General features: G+C 53.5%; 5 protein-coding genes. All 5 read right to left on the bottom strand.

Annotated elements, in window-relative coordinates; translation table 11 throughout:
• Positions 1 to 100: 100 nt before the first annotated feature.
• The gene (locus lacNas_RS09355; protein ID WP_201330784.1) at positions 101 to 628 is read right to left on the bottom strand and encodes an adenine phosphoribosyltransferase; all 528 of its coding nucleotides are present in this window, start codon (positions 626 to 628) and stop codon (positions 101 to 103) included.
• Positions 618 to 2,894: a single-stranded-DNA-specific exonuclease RecJ gene (gene recJ / locus lacNas_RS09360; protein ID WP_201330785.1), complete on the bottom strand. Its 2,277-nt coding sequence runs from the start codon at positions 2,892 to 2,894 to the stop codon at positions 618 to 620. Before recJ ends, lacNas_RS09355 begins: the two co-directional genes overlap by 11 nt.
• Positions 2,891 to 3,595 (bottom strand): class A sortase, encoded by a 705-nt coding sequence (locus lacNas_RS09365; RefSeq protein WP_201330786.1) that lies wholly within the window; start codon positions 3,593 to 3,595, stop codon positions 2,891 to 2,893. Before lacNas_RS09365 ends, recJ begins: the two co-directional genes overlap by 4 nt.
• Positions 3,576 to 5,414, bottom strand: coding sequence for a translation elongation factor 4 (lepA, locus tag lacNas_RS09370; protein ID WP_201330787.1), 1,839 nt, complete (start codon positions 5,412 to 5,414; stop codon positions 3,576 to 3,578). Before lepA ends, lacNas_RS09365 begins: the two co-directional genes overlap by 20 nt.
• Positions 5,415 to 5,537: 123 nt before the next feature.
• On the bottom strand, positions 5,538 to 6,080 hold a 543-nt coding region (locus lacNas_RS09375; RefSeq protein WP_280515442.1), incomplete at its 5' end, for a DnaJ C-terminal domain-containing protein.

Raw genomic sequence — 6,080 nt, forward strand, 5'->3', positions numbered from 1 at the left:
CATCGATGCCATGACCGAGCACTTGGACCACTTGGCCTAATTCAAAAAAGGCGTTTCTTACTTCTGACAAGTAAGAAACGCCTTTTATTTTTCTCTGAAATTAAGCACCGTTATATTGAACCAATGAGAAGATGTCCACGTCCGGGAACTTTTCCCGGCCCTTCAAGTCAGTCAGCTCAATGTAGAAGGCAGCCCCGACAACCTTGCCGCCCAAGCGCTCGATCAGTTCCTTAGTCGCGTGCAGGGTGCCGGCAGTTGCCATCAGGTCGTCGCAGATAACTACTCTTTGGCCTGGCTTGATAGCGTCCTTGTGCATTTCCAGCACGTTTGAGCCGTATTCCAGGTCATATGCGGCTGCTTCAACTTCCCGCGGCAGTTTGTGCGGCTTGCGGGCAGGAACAAAGCCGATGCCAAGTTCGATTGCTACTGGAGTCCCAACCAAAAAGCCCCGCGCTTCAGGCCCGACGATCACGTCTGCCTGCCGGCTCTTGGCGTATTCAGCTATTTCGTGAGTAGCTGCCGCAAAGGCTTTTCCGTCCTGCAGAATCGGGGTGATGTCCCGGAAGATGATTCCTTCATTCGGGAAGTCCTTGATGCTGGCAATATACTTCTTAAAATCAATTGACATTTTTTAATCCTCCATTTGCTAGGCCGTTGGCGTAGCGAATTAATTCATTCGAAGAGATTGTTCGTAATTTGTTAACGAAGGCATATTCTGCTTTCACTGAACGGTAATAGGCTGAATCGTCTAAAGATTTCTTTGTCAGACTCGGCTGCGGGAGCAATCTGTCCTCTTCCATTTTAACAAAATCAAGGGTAAAAAACACCCTCAAAATGAACATGATGCTGTCCGGATTTATTCCCAGCTGCCCGGAAGCTTTCATGTAATCATTCGGTTTTAATCCTGGATGCGCCAGGAAGTACTGCCAAACCAGGCCAAAATTGCCCCGGCTGGGCAGGCTGTCGCCAGGCAGCTGGTCCAGCTGGAAGCGCAGGTAAAGCTGCCGGTATTTTTTGGACAGGACGAAATTGAGCTGGGCCTCATTGGCCGGCACGTCCAGGACGGAAACTATCTGCTGGCTCAAGTCCTCGTTGTCTTTGGCCAGACTGACCTGCTGACTGGTCAAGCCAAAGTGGCTCATGGCCTGGGGCAGGTTTTTCTCGTTAAAAAGCAGGTACTTGTCGGCAAAGCCCAGCAGTTCCTCCTGCTCGCGGAAGTCCACGATCCGCGCGGCTGGCGCGTAAAGCGGCTGTCCGTATTTGAGATCGACGACCCGGAACTGCACGTTTGTCTTGCCTTTAAAAGTATTGCGCGCAATCTTGACCAGCATCTGCTGCAGGTAAGGCAGGATCGTCTGGTTGAGGGCGTGGTCGAAATCGACCGCGCGAACCTGCCCGACCATAAAGCTGCAGCCCTTCCGCATCGGGCGGAAGTTGCTGATCTGCGGCTTGGCGATTTCAAAAACCGGCTGCGGATTGTCCGTGCCGAAAGGACCGGCCAGGGCCAGGTCGGCCGCGCTGGTCAAGTCGACATCCAGAGGACTGATCGTGCCGTCAAATTCCTGCACCTTCTCAGCTGCCTGCTCTCCTTGCGCGAAGCTTTGGTTGAAGTCCTCCCGCAGCTGGGGCAGCTTGTCTTCTGTCGTCGACAAGCCGCAGGCAAAATCGTGCCCGCCAAACTGGGTGATCGACTGCCCTTCAAACGGCTTCAAGGCATTAAAGAGGTTGAAGCCCTGGCTGGAGCGGCCTGAGCCCTTGACTATGCCGGACTCGTTCTTGGTCAGCATCAAGGTTGGCTTGTGGTATTTTTCAACCACCTTGTTGGCCACCAGGCCCATTACCCCTTCATGCCAGTCTGGATCATACAGGGTCAGGGTCGGGGCTTTCTGATAGCCCCGGGCCTTGATCTGGGCCTCAGCGGCCTGCATGGTCTCTTGGGTCAGTTCCTTGCGCCGGTTGTTCAATTCTTCGATCTGGTCAGCCAGTTCCTGGGCTTCCCCAGGACTTTCCGCCAGCAGCAGGCGGACGGCCAGGCTGGCATCGGCTAAACGGCCACAGGCATTCAGGCGCGGAGCAATGCTGAAGCCAACGTCTTCCTCATCGATCATCCCTGGAGTCAAGCCAGCATTGCGGATCAAGGCCTGCAGGCCCGGACGGCTGCTTTCGTTCAGCAGCTCCAAGCCGCGCTTGACGATGATGTGCCCTTCTCCAGACACCTTCACCATGTCCCCGATGGTCCCGATCATCGCCAGTTCCAGGAATTCACTGGCCGTGTCCTCCAGAACCGCCCGGGCGATCGTATAAGCCACCCCGGCGCCGCAGTAGTCGTCAAAGGGATAGGCCTGGCCTGGATAGTTGCAGTGCACCAAAGCATAGGCAGCCGGCTTTTCTTCCTTGAAGGTGTGGTGGTCGGTCACGATCACGTCCACGCCGTGAGCCTGGGCATAGGCAACTTCCTCAATCCCGGTGACCCCGTTGTCGACGGTAATGATCAAGTTGGTCCCGTCAGCGACGATTTGCTTGTAGCGCTCTAGGCTGGGGCCATAGCCGTCCTTGAAGCGGTCAGGAATGAAGTAGTGCACGTCTGCCCCCATGATCGCCAGCATTTCGGTCATGATGGCCGTGGCAGTGATGCCGTCAGCGTCATAATCCCCGTAAATGGTGATTTTTTCGCCCCGGTCAAGTGCTTGATTGATCCGGTCAACTGCCTTGTCCATGTCATGCATCAAAAAAGGATCGGCCAGGTCAGCTTCACTGGCGTTCAGCCAAAAGTCGATTTTTTCTGCTGTGTCATTGCCGCGCAAAGAAAACAACTTAGCCGTCAACGGGTTAAGTTGAAATTCCTCAACCAAGTCGCTCGCTAATGGAGCGGCCTTTCTTTCTTGCCATTTCATCGAAGTTTAAACATCTCCAAATTCTGCTTGCTGGCCTTCATGGTCTTAAGCAGCTTCCCTCTTAAGGACCAGCGGTTTGTCCCGCCGTCAGCACAAGTGATCAAAGTCACGATTTTCTTCTTTGTGTTGGCCACCAGCCAAACGGCACTCGGGTCAACAACTTTTTTATAGTAAATCTTGTACACGTAGACCTTTTTCAAGTCAGTCAGATAAACCTTGCTGCCCAGCTCGACTCGTTCAAGCGGGGAAAACAGGGCGCCTTGATCAGTCATGTAGTGGCCGGCCAAAGGATAATTGCCCTGGCCCATCTTCTGGTCTTTGCGCATGGTCCCGCCCCCAGTAGACATGGCCGCGTCTGACAGGCCCTTCATGATCGGCAGGTAGAGCTTGACGCTGGGGATGGCAATGGCCCCGATCGCACCGGCCGTATTCTTGATGCGGCTGCGGGTGGTCTGGGCGAAGTCGATTGATTTGACCTTCTTAAAGTCGTACATCCCCGCTTTTTTCTGGTTTTCAACTATTTGCTCGCGCGTCAAGCCCCTTAAAGCAGCGTTCTGGTTCTGCTTAACCAGAAAAGCAGTAATCTGCTGGTTGAAGACCAGTGCCAGCCCCAGCATAAAGAGGATAACCGCGAAGCAGCGCACGAGAATGCGGCGGGCGCGATGGTCTTTTTCTTTTTTCTTATTTGCCTTTGATGTCATCGTCATTCATCCGTAAAACAGCCATGAAGGCATCCTGCGGGACTTCCACCCGGCCGACAGATTTCATCCGCTTCTTGCCCCGCTTCTGCTTCTCCAAAAGCTTGGCCCGCCGGTCAGGGTCACCGGTGTGGATCTTCCAGGTAACGTCTTTTCTGTAAGGCTTGATCGTGGCCCGGGAAATGATCTTGGAGCCGATCGCGCCTTGAATGTCAACTTGGAAGTTTTGCCGCGGAATCAGCTTCTTCAGCAAGCTGGTCATCTGCACGGCCCGGTCTCTGGCTTCTTCGCGGTGGGCGATAAAGCTCAAAGCGTCGATTGGTTCCTTGTTCAAGAGAATATCGATCTTGACCAGGTTGGTAGCCTTGTAGCCGATAATTTCGTAATCCAAGGAAGCATAGCCCTTGGTTGAGGACTTGAGCTGGTCAAAGAAGTCATAGATGATTTCAGCCAGCGGCATCTCGTAGATCACGTTGACCCGGTACTTGTCCAGGTAGTCCATGGTCTGGAACTCGCCCCGTTTGCCTTCGCACAGCTGCATCACAGCGCCGACAAAATCATTAGGCACCATGATTTCCGCCTTGACGTAAGGCTCCTGCAGTTCCTTGTATTCGCCGGCTTCCGGCAGGTCAGCCGGGTTGTCGATCAGCTTCACTTCGCCGTTTGGCATGATGGCATGGTAGTCAACCGACGGAGCCGTCATGATCAGGTCCAGGTCAAATTCCTGTTCCAGCCGTTCTTGGACAACGTCCATATGCAAAAGGCCCAAGAAGCCGCAGCGGAAACCAAAGCCCAGAGCCTGGGAAGTTTCCGGTTCAAATTCCAAAGAAGCATCGTTAAGCTGCAGTTTCTGCAGGGCTTCTTTCAGATCGTCATAATCCCGGTTGTCGGTCGGATACATACCAGAGTAAACCATTGGCGGAATCTGCCGGTAGCCTGGCAAGGCTTCCGCCGTCGGATTGGCGGCACTGGTGATCGTGTCACCGACCCGGGTTTCCCGGACAGACTTGATGTTGGCGGTAATATAGCCAACGTCCCCGGCAACCAGGATTTCTTCTTTGACCGGGTGGGGACTGGAAACACCGACTTCAGTTACTTCATACTTTTTGCCGGTGTTCATGATCATGATTTCATCACCTGGCTTGACCATGCCTTCTTCAATTCTGACAGACATGACCACGCCCCGGTAGTCGTCATACTTGGAGTCGAAGATGAGGGCCTTCAGCGGCTTTTCCAAATCGCCAGTCGGTGCTGGAATGTCCGTGACGATTCTTTCCAAAAGTTCCGGAATGCCCTGGCCCGTTTTGCCGGATACTTCAACGGCATCGCTGGCATCAAGCCCCAGCATGTCGCTGATTTCGCTTTTGGCCATGTCAGGGTCGGCACTCGGCAGGTCGATCTTATTCAAAACCGGCAAGATTTCCAAATCGTTCTCCAGGGCCAGGTAGGTGTTAGACAAAGTCTGCGCCTGAACGCCTTGAGAAGCGTCAACAACCAGTACCGCGCCTTCACAGGCAGCCAGTGACCGCGAAACTTCGTAGGAGAAGTCGACGTGTCCTGGGGTGTCAATTAAGTGGAAGATGTAGTCCTCACCGTCCTGGGCATGATACTTAACCTGCACTGAGTTCATCTTGATCGTGATCCCGCGCTGGCGTTCAAGAGGCATGTCATCCAACATTTGATTTTTCAGCTGCCGTTTGGAAACCGTATCCGTCAATTCCAAAATACGGTCGGCAATCGTTGATTTACCGTGGTCGACGTGCGCCACGATTGAAAAATTGCGGATGTGCTTTTGATAGTCTTTTAATTTCTGTAAGTCCATATATTTTCTCGCATCCTTACTAAAGTACTAAACAATTATAACCGAAAACCGGCCGTTTGTCTTATCCTAGTCATTAAAAAAGGCAGTCCTTTGAGACTGCCTCTTTATTTAGCTATTTCAATTTCAGCTCAACTTCTCCTTCAATCTTTCGAAGAAGCCCTTCTCTTGCGGGGCAATCGTGCCGCCGCTGGCCTTGACGAATTCGAGCAGGGCCTTGCGCTGGGCTTCGTTGATCGACTTCGGGATCACGATTTCGACCGTGGTGATCTGGTCCCCGGTGCTGCCGCCGCGCAGACTTGGCACCCCTTTTTCCTTCAAGGTGAACTTCTGGTTCGGCTGCGTGCCGGCCGGGATCTTCAGCTTGGTGTCACCATAAACCGTCTTGACATTGATTTCATCACCCAAGGTTGCTTGAGCAAAGGAAATCGGCACGGTCGTGTAAATGGTTTGCCCCCGCCGGGTGAAGTCCTTGCTTGGACGGACACGGAAGACGATGTACAAGTCCCCGTAAGGGCCGCCGTTCTTGCCGGCCTCGCCTTGGCCGGCCAGACGGATCTGCTGGCCGTTGTCAATGCCTGCTGGAACCTTGACTTGCAGGGTCTGCTTCTGAGTCTTGACGCCGCGGCCATGGCAGCTTTGGCATGGATGCTCGATAATCACACCGCT

It is taken from the genome of Lactobacillus nasalidis, assembly GCF_016587775.1.
GTDB classification, from domain to species: Bacteria; Bacillota; Bacilli; order Lactobacillales; family Lactobacillaceae; genus Lactobacillus; species Lactobacillus nasalidis.